Origin of the sequence: Streptomyces sp. Ru62, assembly GCF_002920615.1 — a bacterium.
In the GTDB taxonomy this organism is placed as follows: Bacteria; Actinomycetota; Actinomycetes; order Streptomycetales; family Streptomycetaceae; genus Streptomyces.
Window position 1 is genome coordinate 53,553 of the sequence record NZ_PQSU01000024.1, and the last position, 15,999, is coordinate 69,551.

General features: G+C 71.1%; 18 protein-coding genes and 1 pseudogene. 8 read left to right on the forward strand and 11 right to left on the reverse strand.

Going from position 1 to position 15,999, the window contains the following annotated elements; genetic code table 11:
• The first annotated feature begins 42 nt into the window (after window positions 1-42).
• The 3 genes from ureG to C3492_RS29380 all read left to right on the forward strand — a co-directional run bounded on the left by ureG (window position 43) and on the right by C3492_RS29380 (window position 3,215).
• The gene (gene ureG, locus C3492_RS29370; protein ID WP_103815662.1) at window positions 43-720 is read left to right on the forward strand and encodes an urease accessory protein UreG; all 678 of its coding nucleotides are present in this window, start codon (window positions 43-45) and stop codon (window positions 718-720) included.
• On the forward strand, window positions 708-1,475 hold the full coding sequence (locus C3492_RS29375; RefSeq protein WP_181140608.1) for an urease accessory protein UreD: 768 nt from the start codon (window positions 708-710) through the stop codon (window positions 1,473-1,475). Before ureG ends, C3492_RS29375 begins: the two co-directional genes overlap by 13 nt.
• Window positions 1,476-1,649: 174 nt before the next feature.
• Window positions 1,650-3,215 (forward strand): alpha/beta hydrolase, encoded by a 1,566-nt coding sequence (locus C3492_RS29380; protein ID WP_103815663.1) that lies wholly within the window; start codon window positions 1,650-1,652, stop codon window positions 3,213-3,215.
• A 124-nt stretch (window positions 3,216-3,339) separates the two neighbouring features.
• On the opposite strand, the pseudogene C3492_RS46125 reads toward C3492_RS29380, so the two are convergent.
• A pseudogene (locus C3492_RS46125) lies at window positions 3,340-3,660 on the reverse strand (NAD(P)-dependent oxidoreductase); the annotation flags it as partial.
• Between the two features lie 115 nt (window positions 3,661-3,775).
• Window positions 3,776-4,498, reverse strand: coding sequence for a 1-acyl-sn-glycerol-3-phosphate acyltransferase (locus C3492_RS29390; protein WP_103815664.1), 723 nt, complete (start codon window positions 4,496-4,498; stop codon window positions 3,776-3,778).
• A gap of 367 nt (window positions 4,499-4,865) precedes the next feature.
• Here C3492_RS29390 and C3492_RS29395 point away from each other — a divergent pair, with 367 nt between their 5' ends.
• The 4 genes from C3492_RS29395 (at window position 4,866) to C3492_RS29410 (ending at window position 7,213) form a co-directional block, all read left to right on the forward strand.
• Window positions 4,866-5,240, forward strand: a complete 375-nt coding sequence (locus C3492_RS29395) for a hypothetical protein (RefSeq protein WP_103815665.1) — start codon at window positions 4,866-4,868, stop codon at window positions 5,238-5,240.
• 265 nt (window positions 5,241-5,505) lie between these two features.
• Window positions 5,506-5,925, forward strand: coding sequence for a cupin domain-containing protein (locus C3492_RS29400; protein ID WP_103815756.1), 420 nt, complete (start codon window positions 5,506-5,508; stop codon window positions 5,923-5,925).
• Window positions 5,926-6,054: 129 nt separating this feature from the next.
• Entirely contained in the window at window positions 6,055-6,465 is a 411-nt protein-coding gene (locus C3492_RS29405; protein WP_181140609.1) for a DUF6153 family protein, read from the forward strand.
• Between the two features lie 94 nt (window positions 6,466-6,559).
• Window positions 6,560-7,213 (forward strand): DUF305 domain-containing protein, encoded by a 654-nt coding sequence (locus tag C3492_RS29410; protein ID WP_103815666.1) that lies wholly within the window; start codon window positions 6,560-6,562, stop codon window positions 7,211-7,213.
• 48 nt (window positions 7,214-7,261) lie between these two features.
• Here C3492_RS29410 and rocD read toward each other — a convergent pair whose 3' ends face one another.
• The 8 genes from rocD to C3492_RS29450 all read right to left on the reverse strand — a co-directional run bounded on the left by rocD (window position 7,262) and on the right by C3492_RS29450 (window position 14,527).
• Window positions 7,262-8,479 carry an ornithine--oxo-acid transaminase gene (rocD, locus tag C3492_RS29415; protein ID WP_103815667.1) on the reverse strand — a complete coding sequence of 406 codons (1,218 nt, stop codon included), beginning with the start codon at window positions 8,477-8,479 and terminating at the stop codon, window positions 7,262-7,264.
• Entirely contained in the window at window positions 8,479-9,288 is an 810-nt protein-coding gene (gene ddaH, locus C3492_RS29420) for a dimethylargininase (RefSeq protein WP_103815668.1), read from the reverse strand. Before ddaH ends, rocD begins: the two co-directional genes overlap by 1 nt.
• 153 nt (window positions 9,289-9,441) lie before the next feature.
• Window positions 9,442-9,927 (reverse strand): Lrp/AsnC family transcriptional regulator, encoded by a 486-nt coding sequence (locus C3492_RS29425; RefSeq protein ID WP_103815669.1) that lies wholly within the window; start codon window positions 9,925-9,927, stop codon window positions 9,442-9,444.
• Between the two features lie 37 nt (window positions 9,928-9,964).
• Window positions 9,965-10,132 (reverse strand): hypothetical protein, encoded by a 168-nt coding sequence (locus tag C3492_RS29430; protein ID WP_014671269.1) that lies wholly within the window; start codon window positions 10,130-10,132, stop codon window positions 9,965-9,967.
• A 92-nt stretch (window positions 10,133-10,224) separates the two neighbouring features.
• The gene (locus C3492_RS29435; RefSeq protein WP_103815670.1) at window positions 10,225-11,175 is read right to left on the reverse strand and encodes a cytochrome c oxidase assembly protein; all 951 of its coding nucleotides are present in this window, start codon (window positions 11,173-11,175) and stop codon (window positions 10,225-10,227) included.
• A 128-nt stretch (window positions 11,176-11,303) separates the two neighbouring features.
• Window positions 11,304-12,329, reverse strand: a complete 1,026-nt coding sequence (locus C3492_RS29440; RefSeq protein WP_103815671.1) for a 6-phosphofructokinase — start codon at window positions 12,327-12,329, stop codon at window positions 11,304-11,306.
• 201 nt (window positions 12,330-12,530) lie between these two features.
• The gene (locus C3492_RS29445; protein WP_103815672.1) at window positions 12,531-13,259 is read right to left on the reverse strand and encodes a type 1 glutamine amidotransferase; all 729 of its coding nucleotides are present in this window, start codon (window positions 13,257-13,259) and stop codon (window positions 12,531-12,533) included.
• A 29-nt stretch (window positions 13,260-13,288) separates the two neighbouring features.
• Entirely contained in the window at window positions 13,289-14,527 is a 1,239-nt protein-coding gene (locus tag C3492_RS29450) for a MurT ligase domain-containing protein (RefSeq protein WP_030655212.1), read from the reverse strand.
• A 152-nt stretch (window positions 14,528-14,679) separates the two neighbouring features.
• On the opposite strand from C3492_RS29450, the gene def reads away from it, so the two are divergent.
• Window positions 14,680-15,234 carry a peptide deformylase gene (def, locus tag C3492_RS29455; RefSeq protein ID WP_181140610.1) on the forward strand — a complete coding sequence of 185 codons (555 nt, stop codon included), beginning with the start codon at window positions 14,680-14,682 and terminating at the stop codon, window positions 15,232-15,234.
• A gap of 16 nt (window positions 15,235-15,250) precedes the next feature.
• On the opposite strand, the gene C3492_RS29460 is transcribed toward def, so the two are convergent.
• Window positions 15,251-15,895 carry a TetR family transcriptional regulator gene (locus C3492_RS29460; protein ID WP_103815674.1) on the reverse strand — a complete coding sequence of 215 codons (645 nt, stop codon included), beginning with the start codon at window positions 15,893-15,895 and terminating at the stop codon, window positions 15,251-15,253.
• Window positions 15,896-15,999 lie beyond the last annotated feature (104 nt).

Consider the following 15,999-nt stretch of genomic DNA (forward strand, 5'->3'; position numbering starts at 1 on the left):
CGACGCGCTCGGCTGAACACCGACCGATCACAGGAGCCGTACATGCACCTCGACCACATCCATCCCGCCCCGGCCGCCCTCAGCGCGGACGCGCGCCGCCCCGACGGGACCCGCCGCGCCCTGCGGATCGGGCTCGGCGGCCCGGTCGGCTCGGGCAAGACCGCCACCGTCGCCGCCCTGTGCCGGGCGCTGCGCGACGAGTTGTCCCTCGCCGTCGTCACCAACGACATCTACACCCGCGAGGACGCCGAGTTCCTGCTCCGGGAGGCCGTGCTGCCACCCGAGCGGATCACCGCGGTAGAGACGGGCGCCTGCCCGCACACCGCGATCCGCGACGACATCTCCGCCAACCTCGAAGCCGTCGAGGACCTGGAGGACGCGGTCGGCCCCCTCGACCTGATCCTCGTGGAGTCCGGCGGCGACAACCTCACCGCCACCTTCTCCAAGGGACTCGTGGACGCCCAGATCTTCGTGATCGACGTGGCCGGCGGCGACGACATCCCGCGCAAGGGCGGCCCCGGCGTCACCACCGCCGACCTCCTCGTCGTCAACAAGACCGACCTCGCCCCCTACGTCGGCTCCGACCTCGCCCGGATGGCCGCCGACGCCAAGGCACAGCGGGCGGAACTACCTGTTGTCTTCCAGTCGTTGCGCGGCGAGGCCGGTGTCGGCGACGTGGCCGCCTGGGTCCGCGAGCGGCTCGCCGCATGGACGGCGTGACCGTCACCGGCGTCCGGGGAAGCGCCCGGATCGTCGCCCGCGCCGACGGCCGCGGCGGTACGGCCCTGCCCGTCCTGGACGGCGAGGGTCCACTGGCGCCGCGCCGCACCCGGTCGGCCGGAGGCGAGGCGAGGGTCATGGTCGTCGGCGCCATGAGCGGGCCGCTCGGCGGTGACCGTTTCACGCTGACCGCACGGGTGGAGGAGGGCGCCCGGCTGCACGTCGGGTCGGCCGCCGCCACCCTCACCCTGCCGGGCCAGGCCAAGGGTGAGGCCCGGTACGACGTCCGGCTCGACGTGGCCGCCGGTGCCGAACTGCACTGGATGCCCGAGCAGTTGATCTCGGCCGGCGGCAGCGACCTGCGCGTCACCACCCGCGCCGACCTCGCCGCCGGCGCCCGGCTCGTGCTGCGCGAGGAGCAGGTGCTGGGGCGGACCGGGGAGCAGCCCGGACGCCTCACCAGCCGTCTCACCGTGCGGGTCGCGGGCCGGACCGTGCTGGACCAGGAACTGGCCTGCGGACCTGGTGCGCCGGGCGGCTGGGACGGGCCGGCCGTGCTGTCGGGATGTCGTGCGGTCGGGCAACTCGTCGTCGTACGCCCCGAGTTCGTCGAAGCGCCGGTGACCGCGCGGATGCTGGGGGAGTGTGCGTCACTGGTACCCCTGGCGGGCCCCGCCGCGCTCGTCACCGCCGTCGCGCCGGACGCGCTGCGACTGCGCAGGCTGCTGGACGAGGCACTGGCCGGGCTCGGCTGAGGCATCCAGTCCGTCCGAGGAACCGAACATGATCATCCGGTTATCGGATTGATAAAGATAGGTGACGACCCCTGTTCCCAGCCGACTCACAGCCGAGAGGATCCCCGCCTGACAACTCACAGCGAGGTACGGGGAGGGGCCCACTTGAGGGAGAACAGACCGAAGAGCCGTCTGATGGCACTCGGTTCCGCTGGAGCACTCGTCACCGCCACCCTGATCGCCGGCGCGGTCTCGGCTCCCACGGCCGGTGCCGCCGGCCGGCCCGCGCAGGACCGGGAGGCCAAGGGCGCCGAGATCGCCGCCGCCCGGGCCGCGAAGGCGGGCGTCGACTGGCAGGACTGCCCGGCCGACTGGGGGCTGGAGAAGCCCATCCAGTGCGGCTGGGTCAGCGTGCCGCTCGACTACGCCCACCCCTACGGCAAGCAGATCAAGCTCGCCGTGGACCGCATCGGCAACACCGGCACCAAGAAGGAGCGCCAGGGCGCCCTGGTCTACAACCCGGGCGGCCCCGGCGGCTCCGGTCTGCGCTTCCCGCGCCGGGTCACCACGAAGGCCCCGGTCTGGGCGAACGTGGCCAAGGCCTACGACTTCGTCGGCTTCGACCCGCGCGGCGTCGGCCACTCGGCGCCCATCTCCTGCGTCGACCCGCAGGAGTTCGTCAAGGCGCCCAAGATGGACCCGGTGCCCGACAGCGAGGCCGACAAGACCGCGCAGCGCAAGCTGGCCCGTGAGTACGCGGAGGGCTGCGCCGAGCACAGCGGCGCGATGCTGCCGCACATGACCACGCCGAACACCGCCCGCGACCTCGACGTCATCCGCGCCGCGCTGGGCGAGAAGAAGCTCAACTACCTCGGCGTCTCCTACGGCACCTACCTCGGCGCCGTCTACGGCACGCTCTTCCCCGGCCACGTCCGCCGCATGATCGTGGACAGCGTGGTCAACCCCTCCCGCGAGAAGATCTGGTACGAGGCCAACCTCGACCAGGACGTCGCCTTCGAGGGCCGCTGGAAGGACTGGCAGGACTGGGTAGCCGCCAACGACGCCGCCTTCCACCTCGGCACCACCCGCGCCGCCGTCCAGGACAAGTGGCTCCAGCTTCGCGCCACCGCCAAGAAGAACCCCATCGGCGGGGTCGTCGGCCCGGCCGAGCTGATCTCCTTCTTCCAGGGCGCGCCGTACTACGACTCCTCGTGGGTGCCGGTCGCCACCGTGTTCAGCAAGTACTTCGCCGGTGACACCCAGGCGCTGGTCGACGCCGCCGCCCCCGACCTGTCGGACACGGCCGGCAACATCAGCGCGGAGAACGGCAACGCCGTCTACACGGCCGTCGAGTGCGCCGACGCCAAGTGGCCCACCAGCTGGCAGAAGTGGAACCGGGACAACACCCGGCTCAACAAGGACTACCCGTTCCTGACCTGGTCCAACGCCTGGATGAACCTCCCCTGCGCCACGTGGCCGGGCAAGCAGCACACCCCGGTCGAGGTCAAGACCCGCCAGGGACTGCCGAAGGTCCTGATCGTGCAGTCCACGCGTGACGCCGCCACTCCGTACGCGGGCGCCGTCGAACTGCACAAGCGCTTCAAGGGCTCCCGCCTGATCACCGAGAAGAACGCGGGCTCCCACGGCGTGACCAGCCTGGTCAATCCCTGCATCAACCAGCGCGTCGACGCCTACCTGCTCGACGGCACGCTGGACGGCAAGGACGTGACCTGCGCGCCGCACGCCACGCCCAAGCCGTGACCGTCCCGGCACGGTGACGAGGGGCGGCCGGGCGTTCCCGGCCGCCCGTCGCCCCTGCGGGCCTTCCCTTGCCGCTCCTCTCCCGTACGATCCTCCGGGCAGCCCTCCTCCCGTACGGCCGCTGAGCCGTGCGCCAGGCGTCCTCCGCCGCGTGGTCGAACAGGTCCGGACAGACCTGGGCGAGCAGCGGAAAGACCTCCCGCCAGTCCCGGCCGCGCAGCGCCCCGGTCAGCCACTCCACCGTCTCCGGCAGGCTCTCGGCGTACGACACCACCGGCCGGTAGCCCAACTTCCGCTCGGCGGCCGACCTGCCGCACACCACCGGCCGCGGCACCGACCACGGCGTCAGTCCCACCGAGCCGGCCGGTAGCCCGTCGAGATACACGGTCCGGGTCTCCACCCCCGTCACGGCGTCGACCGCGGCACCGGCCCCGGCGACCGTCGGCTGGGTCTCGGGGACCGGTATGCGGCCAGGGCCGTGTCGTCGGCGCGGTCGAGCCGTACGGCGAACCCAGGCATCCGGCCCCGGCCCGCTGTCTTCCTTCTGCCGTCGGCGGAGGTCAACTCAGCGGTGCACGCGGAAACCTGCGCCTCGCGTTCTGCTCCGCCGCCTGCCGTTCCTTGACGACGGCCGCGTACTCGTCGACGTACTCCTGCCCGGACAGGGCCAGGATGGCGTAGACGATCTCGTCGGTGACCGCCCGCAGCACGGCCTTCTGGTGCTCCATGCCGGCATAGCGGGAGAAGTCCAGGGGCTCACCGAAGCGGATGGTCACCGGGCGGATCCTGGGGACGATCTTCCCGGGCGGCTGTGCCTCGAACGTGCCGATCATCGCGCACGGCACCACCGGGACGCCTGCCGTGAGGGCCATCACCGCGACCCCGACCTTGCCCTTGTACAGCCTGCCGTCGTGCGAACGGGTGCCCTCGGGGTAGATGCCGAGCAGTTCGCCCCGGCGCAGCACCCCGAGCCCTTCGCGGATCGCGGCCTGGCCCGCCTCCTTGCCCGAGCGGTCCACCGGGATCTGCCCCGCGCTGCGGAAGAAGAACGCGGTGAGCCGGCCCTTCACCCCGGGGCCGGTGAAGTACTCCGCCTTGGCGAGGAAGGTGATGCGGCGTTTCAGTATCGCCGGCATCAGGAAGTGGTCGGAGAACGACAGGTGGTTCCCGGCGATGATCGCCGGCCCCGACGCGGGCACGTGTTCCAGACCTTCGATCCGGGGCCGGAAGACCACTCTGAGCAGCGGACCCAGGACCACGTACTTGAGCAGGTAGTAGAACACGGCTCGCTCCTCACTCTGCCGGCTCTTCTTTGAACCGGCGTTTCCCCAGGTCAGCTCAGGGTCACGGACATGGGCCGATGTGCACCTGTCGTCATCTGTAACCAGGTTCGAGTGGTCTCATGCTGACCCCTTGCCGAGTTGACTGATGGCTGGTCAGGTGACGGGGCGTCCGGTACCGCCCCCAGGGCTGTCGCGCAGTGCTGCTGTAGCCGAAGGCTCGTCCTGATCAGCACCGATCGTGGGACGTCCTCAGTGGTTCAATGAACGCCGCCTTCTGATCAAAGGCACGTGAGTCGGTATGAGAGGGCTTGGGTGCGAGATGAGAGTGCAACCGCGCCAGGAACGGAGTCCTCTTCCGGTTCTGGGGATGTGCGTCGTGCTGGTGGCCTTGTTGGAGCGCTTCCTGTCGTTGGCCGGCGGGCCGGAGACGTATGTCCTGTGCGATCACGTTGTCGGGCTCTCCGAGAGGCTCGACCGCGAGGCGGGTACGAACCGGTGGCTTCTGATGGCGGGGCTGGTGCTGTCCGTGGCGGCACTGGCCCTCTCGCGCGTGCGGCGCCGGCGGATCCTGCCGGCCCTCGCCCTGTCCGCCGTTGTGGTCCTGATGGTCTTGGCGGACGGGTACGCGGCGCGCGCGGACGCCGTCGCCGCGCGGATCGCGGCAACTCAGACCTGCGACGAGCCCACGACGGTCTACGACACCTCTCATGGATGGTTCGACTGGAGCCCCCTCGGCCCCTGAACGGCGCATGATCGGCCGCCCCTGACGGCCCTGCTCTCATGCCCTGCACGGGCATGCCGACGTCACTGCAGACTCACTCACCGGACATCACGGTGGCCGGGCCTACGGCTTGTGAGGCGGTCTCGGTCTCGCCTGCTCCCGGATTGTGGTGGCCGCTGACGGGAGGCAGGGTGGTCTTGAGACCGTCGGGGCGCGGCAGAAGGCGCAGGGTCTGTCACGGATCTGCCGATCGGCCGTTCCGGGCAGGCTTACGGAGGTGTGGAACATGTCCGAGAAGAAGCCTGAGATCTCCTTGCCGCCCGAAGTCAAGTTGTTGCAGGACGTCACTCCCCCCTTCTTTCCCGAAGGTGGTTCGGGAATGACCATCCTCGTCGACTGGCCTCCCGGTCACCCCGGGCTGCCTCCGCATCGCCACTCGGGCCCGTCGTTCGGCTATGTGATGGAGGGTGCGCTCCGGTTCGAGCTGGAGGGTGAGCCCGAGCGTGTGGTCGAGGCCGGTGGGACGTTCTGGGAGCCTGGCGGTGACGTGATCCACTACCAGGACGGCAACGCCCTGTCGGACGCACCGACCAAGTTCGTGGTGACCATGGTGTGCGCGCCGGGTCAGCCGATGCTCACGTTGGTCGAGGAGGAGGAGCTGAAGGAACGGGCGCATCTGCGCGCCCCGCGCCCCTCCGAAGGCTGACCCGCGAGAGCATCGAACGCCCCGGACACGGCCCCTCGGCCCGGCTCACCCCGCGCCGCTGCGGCACGCGGGCCGCGGCCGGCGTGCCCCCGCACGCCGGCCGTGTCCGGCCCTCGTACGATGTCCCCGATGACCGGCACCCGAGCACACGCCCCGCGACCGCCCCAGCGGCGGCACCGCGGGCTGCTCGTGCTCGCCCTGCTGGCCGGACTGCTCGGGATGCACGCGCTGGCGCCCGGCGGGGGCATGGCTCACGCCGGACACCCCGGGCACGCCCGGGCCGCGCACGGCGCGGTCGCCGTCAGCGCGCCGGACGACTGCCCGGACGCCGCCGGTCACTGCGGCGGCCACCGGCTGCACCACGCCGACCCGAGCTGTGCCTCGGGCGCGCTGGACGGCGGCCCCCAGCTGCCCGTACCGGCCCCCGACCCGGTGGCCGTCGTCGTACCGGCCGCCTGTCCTCGCCCCGGTCCGGCCACCGCGCCGGACGGCGCCCGTGCCCCGCCCGATCTGGCGGAACTCCAACTCCTGCGGATCTAGAGCCGCCCCCGGCCGCCCGCCCTGCCCCGGCGCAGGTGCCGCGGTCGTGTTCACGCGTGCCCGAAATCCCTTCCGAACAGCAGGAGTTCCCCGCATGACCATCCGTACCCTGACGCGCCGTGCCGCCCTCGCCGCGGTCGCCGTGACCGGAGCCCTCGTCCTGGCCGCCTGCGGCGGCGACAACGACAGCGCCGGCGGTGGCCACACCGGCCACGGCTCCTCCGCCACCGCGAGCGCGTCGGCCGCTCCGAGCGCGTCGGCCACCGCGCACAACGCCCAGGACGTCTCCTTCGCGCAGGGCATGATCCCGCACCACCGGCAGGCCCTGGAGATGGCGAAGCTCGCCGACGGCCGGGCCTCCTCCGCGCGGGTGAAGGACCTCGCCTCGCGCATCGAGAAGGCGCAGGACCCGGAGATCCGCACCATGACCGGCTGGCTGACGTCCTGGGGCGAGCAGGTCCCCATGGCCGGCATGGACCACTCCGCCCACTCCGGAATGTCGGGCATGTCAGAGATGTCCGGGATGATGAGTGAGGCCGACATGACGGCCCTGGAGAAGGCCACCGGCAAGGACTTCGACACCAAGTTCCTGTCGATGATGGTCGACCACCACGAGGGCGCCGTCGAGATGGCCACAACCGAGAAGGAGAAGGGCCAGTACGGCCCCGCCAGGACCATGGCGGACGCCATCGTCACCGCGCAGAACGCCGAGATCAAGGAGATGAAGCAGCTCCTCGGCACGCACTGACGGCGCGGCGGGCGGGGACCGGTGCCGTCACCGGCCCCCGCCCGTCCCTCAGGCCAGCACCTTCTCCAGGGCCGCCAGCGCCGACCGCAGCTCCTCCGCCGTGATCGTCAGCGGCGGCGCGAGCCGGATCGTGGACCCGTGGGTGTCCTTGACCAGGACGCCCTCGCGCATCAGGCGCTCGCTGATCTCGCGGCCGGTGCCGAGGGCGGGGTCGACGTCGACGCCGGCCCACAGCCCCCGCGCCCGGAAACCGGTCACGCCCTTGCCGGTCAGCTCGGTCAGCCCGTCCCGCAGGACCACGCCGAGCTCGGCCGCCCGACGCTGGAACTCACCGGTTTCCAGCAGCTCGACCACGGCCGTGCCGACCGCCGCGGCGAGCGGATTGCCGCCGAACGTCGAACCGTGCTCACCCGGGTGCAGCACCCCCAGCACCTCGCGCCGGCCCACCACCGCCGACACCGGCACGATGCCGCCGCCGAGCGCCTTGCCGAGCAGCAGCACGTCCGGGACGACGTCCTCGTGCTCGACGGCGAGGGTGCGGCCCGTCCGGCCGAGGCCCGACTGGATCTCGTCCGCGACGAACAGGCAGCCCTTGCGGCGGGTCAGCTCCCGCACCCCGGCGAGATAGCCGTCGTCCGGGATGATCACCCCGGCCTCGCCCTGGATGGGCTCGATCAGCACCGCCGCCGTGGTGTCGTCGACCGCTGCCTCCAGCGCGGCCAGGTCGTTGTACGGCACGATCCGGAAACCGGGCGTGAACGGTCCGAACCCGGCCCGGGCCGTCTCGTCGGTGGAGAAACTGACGATGGTCGTCGTACGGCCGTGGAAGTTCTCCGCCGCGACCACGATCGTCGCCTGTCCGGCCGGGACGCCCTTCACGTCGTACGCCCACTTGCGGGCCACCTTGATGCCGCTCTCCACGGCCTCCGCGCCGGTGTTCATCGGCAGCACCATGTCCAGCCCGGTCAGCTCCGCGAGCCGCTCGGCGAACTCGGCCAGCCGGTCGTTGTGGAAGGCCCGGGAGGTGAGGGTGAGCCGGTCGAGCTGGCGGTGTGCCGCCTCGATGAGCGCCGGGTGCCGGTGGCCGAAGTTGAGGGCCGAGTAGCCGGCCAGCATGTCGAGGTAGCGGTTGCCCTCGACGTCCTCCACCCAGGTGCCCTCGGCACGGGCCACCACCACGGGCAGCGGGTGGTAGTTGTGCGCGAGGACCGGCTCCTCCGCGCGGATCAGGTCGTCGGACGTACGGGTGCGCGCGGGTGCGGTCATCAGCGGATCTCCTGGGTGCAGCACTTGATGCCGCCGCCGGCCTTGTGGAACTCGGACAGGTCGACGGGGACGGGGACGTAGCCGTGGCCGGCCAGACGTTCGGCGAGCGCTTCCGCCTGGGGCGCGATGAAGACGTTCCGGCCGTCGGAGACGGAGTTCAGGCCGAACGCCATCGCGTCCTCGCGGGTGGCCAGCACCGCGTCCGGGTACAGGCGCTTGAGGACCTCCCGGCTGCCCGGGGAGAAGGCCTCCGGGTAGTAGCAGATGTTGTCGTCGTCGAGGACGAACAGCGCCGTGTCCAGGTGGTAGAAGTACGGGTCGACCAGGGTCAGGCCGATCACCGGGTGGCCGAGGAACTCCTGCGCCTCCCGGTGCGCCTCACGCGTGGTGCGGAACCCGGTGCCGGCGAGCACGTACCGGCCCGTCCACACCAGGTCGCCCTCGCCCTCGGTCACCGACTCGGGCCGGTGGACGTCGAAGCCGGCCGTCTTGAACCAGGTGTCGTAGTGCACCGACTCGGGACGGCGCTCCGGGGCGTGGAACAGGGAGCCGAAGACCCGGCCGCCGACGACGAACGCCGCGTTGGCGGCGAACACCATGTCCGGCAGGCCGGGGACCGGCTCGACGGAGTCCACGGTGTGGCCGTGGGCCCGGTAGGCGCGGATCAGCTGCTGCCACTGCTCCTGGGCGAGGTCCACGTCGACGGGCTTGTCGGGATGCATCCAGGGATTGATCGCGTACTGGACGGCGAAGTGTCTGGGTTCACAGACGAGAAAACGCCGGGAACGCGGCACACGACTGTCGGACACAGAGGGTTTCCTCCGTTTTCCTGTGTGTCACTGAGGGGTGACACCACGGTAGGAAGGGAGGAAGACGGGCGACAAGCGAGGAAAGCTGCGCGGTTGCGCAGCATCACTGCGTTGTCGCCGGGGCGCACGCACGACTCCTGCGCGCCGGTCCGGTCACTCGGGCGCCGCGTGGGTGGCGCCGGCTTCCGGGCTTTCCGGGAGCAGGTGGGACAGCACCATCACACTGATCGTCTTCCGGATGAACGGCTCGGCGCGGATCCGCTCCAGCACCTCCTCGAAGTGCTCCACGTCCCGGGCGCGCACGTGCAGCAGCGCGTCGGCGCCGCCGGTCACCGTCATGGCCGCCGCGATCTCCGGATGGTTGCGGACGACCTCCGCCAGCCGCCGGGGCGGGGCCGCGCCCTCGCAGTACACCTCGACGTACGCCTCCGTGCGCCAGCCCAGCGCGGAGGGCTTGACCGTGGCCGTGAACCCGGTGATCACCCCGGTCTCCCGCAGCCGGTCCACCCGCCGCTTGACCGCGGTGGCGGACAGCCCGATCGCGGCTCCGATCTCGGCGAAGCTGGTCCGCGCGTTCGTCATGAGCGCGGTGGTGATCTGGCGGTCCAGCTCGTCGAACGACGGCGTCCTGCTGTTCATGCGGGCACTGTAGCCAGCCGCGCACGCACCGCGCGGCTCACGACTGGGTGACCACCAGGGCGAGCGTCAGCAACCCCAGCACCACCCATCCGAACCACAGCCAGCCGTTGCTGCCGAGCGCGACCGTGTAGGCGGTCACGACGACCAGCCCGCCGACCGTGAGCGCCCCCATCGTCTTGGTGGAACCGTTCGTGGAACCGGGCATCGCGACACCCTCCTCATGGTCCGTCCACGACCATGGTGCCCCGGTTCGCGCCCGGACGGGACAGGTGCGGCCGGTCCCGGCGCGGGACGAGGCTAGCCCTCGCGCGCGTTCAGCGAGGCCAGAAAGGCGTTGTACGCCTCCAGCTCCTTGTCGCCGTCCCGGTCGGCGGCCCGGTCCTTGCGCTTGGCCTGCCGCTGCTCGGAGCGGTACCACTGGAACAGCAGCGCGATCAGCACCAGCACCGACGGGATCTCGCTGAACGCCCAGGCGATGCCGCCCGCCGCGCTCTGGTCGGACAGCGCGTCGATGCCCAGCGAGGCGGGCGGGTGCTCGAAGGTCTCCACCATCGGCGTCGACGCCATCATCAACGCGATGCCGAAGAACGCGTGGAACGGCATGCCCGCGAACAGTTCCAGCATCCGCATCAGGTAGCCCGGCCGGTGCGGGCCCGGGTCGACGCCGATGATCGGCCAGAAGAACACGACACCCACCGCGAGGAAGTGCACCATCATCGCGACGTGCCCGGTCTTCGAGCCCATCAGGAAGTCGAACAGCGGGGTGAAGTAGAGGGCGTACAGGCTCGCGATGAACAGCGGGATGGTGAACGCCGGGTGGGTGATGATCCGCATGTACCGGCTGTGCAGCAGCATCAGCAGCAGCTCACGTGGACCCTTGCGGCCCTTGCCGGCGGTCGGCAGCGCGCGCAGCGCCAGGGTGACCGGCGCGCCGAGCAGGATCAGGATCGGCGACAGCATGCTGATCACCATGTGCTGCACCATGTGCACGCTGAACATGACCATGCCGTAGTCGTTCAGCCTGGTGCACATCACCAGCGCGATGGTGAGCACGCCGACGACGTACGAGACGGTACGGCTCACCGGCCAGGCGTCCCCGCGCCGCCGCAGCCGCACGACACCCCAGCCGTACAGGGCCAGACCGGCCAGGCAGGCGATGAGGAAGAAGGGGTCCGCCGACCATTCGAGCCCTCGCCCCAGCGTGAACGGCGGCAGATCCATGGTCATGCCGTGCCCGCTGTGATCCATCCGGCGGCTCCTGGTTCGTGGGGGTTGAGCGGTGTCTGTCCACAGCTGTCTGTGTCCGCACCAAGAGTAGAACCGGCCCCGGTCACCGCGGTGACCGGGGCCGGTTTGTCCTCACCCGGACCAGTGGGTCAGAGAACGCACTCCGCCTCGTCGTACCGCTCCGCCGGTACGGTCTTCAGCGTCTCCACGGCCTCCGCCAGTGACACCATGACGATGTCGGTCCCGCGCAGCGCCGTCATCTTGCCGAACTCACCCCGGTGCACGGCCTCCACCGCGTGCCAGCCGAAGCGGGTCGCCAGCACCCGGTCGTACGGCGTCGGCGTGCCGCCCCGCTGCACATGCCCGAGGATCACCGGCCGGGCCTCCTTGCCGAGCCGCTGCTCCAGCTCGACCGACAGCTGCCGCGCGATGCCCGCGAAGCGCTCGTGGCCGTAGACGTCCTTGCCGCCCTCGTCGAACTCCATGGAGCCGGGTCGCGGCTTGGCCCCTTCCGCGGCGACCACTATGGCGAACCGCTTGCCCGCCTCGAACCGCTCGCCGACCTTCCTCGTCAACTCGTCGATGTCGAAGGGCCGCTCCGGCACGACCACGGCGTGGGCACCGGCCGCCATGCCGGAGTGCAGCGCGATCCAGCCGGTGTGCCGGCCCATGACCTCCACGATCAGCACCCGCTGGTGGGACTCGGCGGTGGTCTTCAGCCGGTCCAGGGCCTCGGTCGCCACGGTCACCGCCGTGTCGAAACCGAAGGTGACGTCGGTGACGGCGATGTCGTTGTCGATGGTCTTGGGCACGCCCACGATCGGCAGACCGGCGTCCGACAGCAGCCGGGCCGCCTTCAGCGTGCCCTCACCGCCGATCGGGATGATCGCGTCCAGGCCGAGTTCCGCGACATGGCCCCTGGCCCGCTCCACGCCGTCCCGCAGATGCTCGGGGCGGACCCGGGAGGAGCCGAGGATGGTGCCGCCGCGCGCGAGGATGCCGCCCACGGCGTCCAGGTCGAGCTTCAGATAGTCGCATTCCAGGAGGCCCTTCCAGCCGTCCCGGAAACCGATGACCTCGTCGCCGTGGTCGGCGACGGCGCGGTGCACGACGGACCGGATGACGGCGTTCAGGCCGGGGCAGTCGCCGCCGGACGTGAGGACACCAATGCGCATAGCCCGAAATACCTTCTCAACGTGGGCCCGGTAACCGGACCACGATGTCCGGCGGATTCCCGGTCACCCTACCGGCGTGAGGGGGTGGCTCCGTAGCGGGCGTCCGCCTGCTGGACGCGCCCGCACATGTGAGCGGACGGACCGTCAGGCGGGCCCGCCACGAGCCTGCCGGACCACACTGAAATCCGGCTGAAGAACGGGTTACGCGGGCTGCTGCGCAGCCGCGATGCGCTCGTTGCGGAGCGCCTCGTACCAGCGGTCGTCGATCGGCGGCAGCGCGTTGACGTCGAGCGCCAGCTTCAGCAGCAGGTCGGCGATCTGCGGGTTGCGGGCGAGGACCGGTCCGTGCATGTACGTACCGAAGACGGTCCCGTTGTACGCGCCCTCCGTGCCGTCCCCGGTGCCGTTGCCCTTGCCGATCTGCACCCGGGCGAAGGGGCGGGCCGTGGGGCCCAGGTGGGTGACGCCCTGGTGGTTCTCGAAGCCGGTCAGCTGGGGGAGGCCGAGCTGCGGGTCGATGTCGGCCAGCACGTCACCGACGCACCGCTCGCCCTCGCCGCGCACGGACACCACGTCGAGCAGGCCGAGGCCCGGCTCGCGCTGGCCGAGGTCGTTGATGAACTCGTGGCCGAGGATCTGGTAGCCGGCACAGACCGAGAAGACGATCGCGCCGTTCTCCACCGCCCGGTGCAGATGCCCGTCCCGGCGCAGCCGCTCGGCCGCGAGCCGCTGCGGACGGTCCTCGCCGCCGCCGATGAGGTAGATGTCACCGGAGGTCGGGATCGGCTGGTCGCTGCGCACGTCGAGGCGGGCCACGTCCAGGCCCCGCTGCCGGGCCCGGCGCTCCACGACGAGCGCGTTGCCCTGGTCGCCGTAGGTGCTCAGCAGGTCCGGGTAGATCCACACCAGCCGCAGTTGGTTGTCGCTCATGAGGTGATCGCCCTTCGAGGATCAGAAGATCAGTTGCCGACGCGGCGGCGCAGGTCCTGGAACGCGGTGTAGTTCGCGATGACCTCGATCCGGCCCGGCGGGCACATCTGCACGGCCTGGTCGAGGTTGTCGCAGACCTGGAAGTGCTGGTTGGCGACCTCCAGACGGACGGCGAGGTCCAGCTTCCGGTCGCCGATCACGAAGATCGGGTGGCCGGTCAGCCGGGTGTAGTCGACGTCCCACAGCCAGGAGGTGTCGGTGCCGTCGGCCCCCCGCGCGTTCACGGACAGGATCACCGGCGCGGGCGGCGGGTCGATCAGGGAGAACGTCTCCAGCCAGCCGGCCGGGTTCTTCGCCAGCAGCAGCCGGAGGTCGCGGTTCTGGAACTGGACAACGTCGTACCGGCCGGCCACCGCCTGCACCTGGTACATCCGCTCCAGGGCCACCTGCGGCGGCACGCCGAAGACGGCGGCGACGGCCGCGGAGGAGGCAGCGTTCGCCTTGTTGGCACGGCCCGGCAGCTGGAGGTGGATCGGCCAGGCGGACCCGTGCGGGTCCAGCACATGGTCCCCGGACAGCGCCCAGGTCGGCGTCGGCCGCCGGAACCCGCACTCACCGCAGAACCAGTCGTCACCCGGGCGCTGCATCACGCCACCGCACGACGGGCAGGACCAGGCGTCGTCCTTCCACATCTGCCCGGCCGCGACCCAGATCACATTCGGGGACGACGACGCGGCCCACACCACCAGCGGGTCGTCGCAGTTGGCGACGATGACGGCCTTGGAGCCGGCCAGGCCCTCCCGCCAGTTCTCGGCGAGCATCCGGGTCTCGGCGGCGCGGTCGAGCTGGTCACGGGAGAGGTTCAGCAGGGCGATGCACTTCGGGCTGGTGTCCCGGGCCACACCGGCCAGGTACTTCTCGTCGACCTCGATGACGCCGAACTTGGCGTCCGAGCCGCCCGCCAGGGCGGAGGTGATACCGGCCGGCATGTTGGCGCCGAGCGCGTTCGACACGACCGGGCCCGCGGCGCGCAGCGCCTCGGCGATGAGCCGGGTGGTCGTGGTCTTGCCGTTGGTCGCCGACACCAGGACGACGTCCAGGTTCTGGGCGAGCCGGGCGAGCAGGTCGGGGTCGAGTTTCAGTGCGACCCGGCCACCGATCACCGATCCGCTGCCGCGCCCCGCGGCCCGCGATGCCGCAGCGACCGCCTTGCCCGCGGTCACGGCCAGCTTGGCCCGCGGCGTGAGCGGGTCCGAGTTGCCTGCCATCAGTTCTCGATCCTCCTTGCGTACGCGCCGCGCCTGGGGCCATCCGGCAACGTGGTGTGAACCTCAGCCTATCGAGATCCATTCCCACACCCGAATCCCGGCCCAGGCCTTGAGCGGCGGGCATGAGCGATACGAACCGTACCCTTGCCGCCATGCGACACGGTTCCATTCCGGGCGCCCACGGGCGCGTCCGGCCCCTCACCCTGCTCGGCGACGCGGTACTGCGCGAGCCCTGCCGGGACGTCACCGACTTCGGCCCCGGCCTCGCCGCCCTCGTGGAGGACCTGTTCGCCACGATGTACGCGGCGCAGGGGGTGGGCCTGGCCGCTAATCAGATCGGGGTCGGTCTGCGGGTGTTCGTGTACGACTGTCCGGACGACGAGGACGTGCGTCACCTGGGGCACGTGGTGAACCCCCGGCTGGTGGAGGCGGACGGTGTGGTGGTCCGCGGTCCCGAGGGCTGCCTGTCGCTGCCGGGGCTGGAGGCGGGAACCGAGCGCTACGACCACGCGGTGGTCGAGGGCTTCACGCTGACCGGCGACCCGGTCACCCTCCACGGCACCGGTTTCTTTGCCAGATGCTTGCAACACGAGTGCGACCACCTGGAGGGCCGGGTGTACGCGGACCACCTCACGGGGTGGCGGAAGCGGCGACTGCTGAGGCAGGTCTCCAGAGCTTCCTGGAACCGGGTGGGCGCGCAGGCCTGAGGGGCGCGGGGGCCGTTCAGAACCCCGGGCCGCCCACCCTGTCCCCGGCCGCGGCCAGGCGACCCCACAGCAGGTCGGCGAGAGACCGCACCAACTCGGCGCGGGAACAGGGCCGTTCCCCCAGCCACCAGTCCCCGGCGGCGTGCATCATCCCGACGATCCCATGTCCCCACACCCGTGCCAGCTGCTGGCTCTCCGGCCCGAGGTCCACCCGTTCCTCGATGACCTGGGCCAGTTCCTCGCCCATCCGCCGCAGCAGTGGAGCCGAGTGCTTGCCGACGTCGAAGCCCTGGTCGCCGCCGGTGCTCCCCTCCGCCGGATGCATGAGGAACCGGTACACCTGGGGTCGCGCCTCGATCGCGGCGAGATAGGTGTCCAGCGTGGACTCGACCCGCTCGCGCCGGTCGACCGGCGCGTCCAGCGCCGCGCGCAGCGATGCCAGCAGCGCGTCGGTGTGCCGCTTGGCCAAGGCCGCGTAAAGACCGCCCTTGTCGCCGAAGTGCCGGTAAAGGATCGGCTTCGTGATACCCGCTTCCGCCGCGATCGCGTTCATCGACGCCTGCGGGCCGTCGCGCAGCACCACCCGGTCGGCGGCCTCCAGCAGCTCGCGCCGTCGGCGGTCGGCGGACCGCTGCTGATCGGTCCGCTGCGTGGTGTCCATGTGCTCTCCCCACCCGTGCTGATTCGGTGACGCCTGCGCAAACTAACACTGACCGGGCCCCCGACATCGAACGGGCAGCCGAGGCGTCATCGGCGGTTGACTTT

Coding starts and splice junctions, on each gene's coding strand:
- def (WP_181140610.1), top strand. CDS start 14,680: ATGCGACACGGTTCCATTCCGGGCGCCCACGGGCGCGTCCGGCCCCTC.
- C3492_RS29435 (WP_103815670.1), bottom strand. CDS start 11,175: ATGGATCACAGCGGGCACGGCATGACCATGGATCTGCCGCCGTTCACG.
- C3492_RS29430 (WP_014671269.1), bottom strand. CDS start 10,132: ATGCCCGGTTCCACGAACGGTTCCACCAAGACGATGGGGGCGCTCACG.
- ureG (WP_103815662.1), top strand. CDS start 43: ATGCACCTCGACCACATCCATCCCGCCCCGGCCGCCCTCAGCGCGGAC.
- C3492_RS29375 (WP_181140608.1), top strand. CDS start 708: ATGGACGGCGTGACCGTCACCGGCGTCCGGGGAAGCGCCCGGATCGTC.
- C3492_RS29395 (WP_103815665.1), top strand. CDS start 4,866: ATGTGCGTCGTGCTGGTGGCCTTGTTGGAGCGCTTCCTGTCGTTGGCC.
- C3492_RS29380 (WP_103815663.1), top strand. CDS start 1,650: ATGGCACTCGGTTCCGCTGGAGCACTCGTCACCGCCACCCTGATCGCC.
- C3492_RS29440 (WP_103815671.1), bottom strand. CDS start 12,329: ATGCGCATTGGTGTCCTCACGTCCGGCGGCGACTGCCCCGGCCTGAAC.
- rocD (WP_103815667.1), bottom strand. CDS start 8,479: ATGACCGCACCCGCGCGCACCCGTACGTCCGACGACCTGATCCGCGCG.
- C3492_RS29400 (WP_103815756.1), top strand. CDS start 5,506: ATGTCCGAGAAGAAGCCTGAGATCTCCTTGCCGCCCGAAGTCAAGTTG.
- C3492_RS29410 (WP_103815666.1), top strand. CDS start 6,560: ATGACCATCCGTACCCTGACGCGCCGTGCCGCCCTCGCCGCGGTCGCC.
- C3492_RS29405 (WP_181140609.1), top strand. CDS start 6,055: ATGACCGGCACCCGAGCACACGCCCCGCGACCGCCCCAGCGGCGGCAC.
- C3492_RS29450 (WP_030655212.1), bottom strand. CDS start 14,527: ATGGCAGGCAACTCGGACCCGCTCACGCCGCGGGCCAAGCTGGCCGTG.
- C3492_RS29445 (WP_103815672.1), bottom strand. CDS start 13,259: ATGAGCGACAACCAACTGCGGCTGGTGTGGATCTACCCGGACCTGCTG.
- C3492_RS29460 (WP_103815674.1), bottom strand. CDS start 15,895: ATGGACACCACGCAGCGGACCGATCAGCAGCGGTCCGCCGACCGCCGA.
- C3492_RS29425 (WP_103815669.1), bottom strand. CDS start 9,927: ATGAACAGCAGGACGCCGTCGTTCGACGAGCTGGACCGCCAGATCACC.